The organism is Gilliamella sp. Fer4-1, assembly GCF_001690515.1.
GTDB lineage: Bacteria > Pseudomonadota > Gammaproteobacteria > Enterobacterales > Orbaceae > Gilliamella > Gilliamella apicola_C.
This window is the reverse complement of sequence record NZ_LZGZ01000151.1, coordinates 1-548: the sequence shown is the minus strand read 5'-3', so window position 1 is coordinate 548 and position 548 is coordinate 1. Positions and strand designations below refer to the sequence as shown.

The 548-nt window shown below is 32.5% G+C and carries 1 protein-coding gene; it reads right to left on the bottom strand.

Going from position 1 to position 548, the window contains the following annotated elements:
- Window positions 1-468, bottom strand: a 468-nt coding sequence (locus A9G30_RS05245) for a DUF945 family protein (RefSeq protein ID WP_176700851.1), incomplete at its 3' end; no start/stop codon positions are given.
- Between the last annotated feature and the right edge of the window lie 80 nt (window positions 469-548).

Here is a 548-nt window from a genome sequence, read left to right as displayed (position 1 = left end):
TTTTAGCGTGATATATTCGCCATAGCTTATTCCTATATGCCCAGCAATAAATGGTTGATTACCAGCAAGTTTCCAAAGTGTTGGATTGCTTTGTTCTGTCATTTCGTATTCTAGCCAAGCTTTTTGTGGGGCTAATGTCCCTTTAGCAAGCGCTGCAATAGGGAAAGGACCATGGTGGATGGTTATATCATCGTCAAATAAGGTTTTAGGCTTAGCATTTTCATCTAAAGTATTTTGAGATGATACTGTTACAGTTAAATGTAATTTAGTTGAAAATATATTTTTTTCATAATTGCTTTTCATTACTGACACTGTAAAATCATCTTGAAATTCGTTAATTTTGGCTGTTATTTGTGCTAATTGATTATCGATATTATTTTCAATGATATTACCTGTTTGCCATGCCATGCCTACGTAGGCAACGCCTAATACAGCAACGATTCCTATTGCAAGTGTTGTTTTTTTCATCATGAGTCTCTTAGTTATTTTTGCTAAATTTAATATATTATTTTGATAATTTTAATCGATTTATACCTTATAGGCGATAT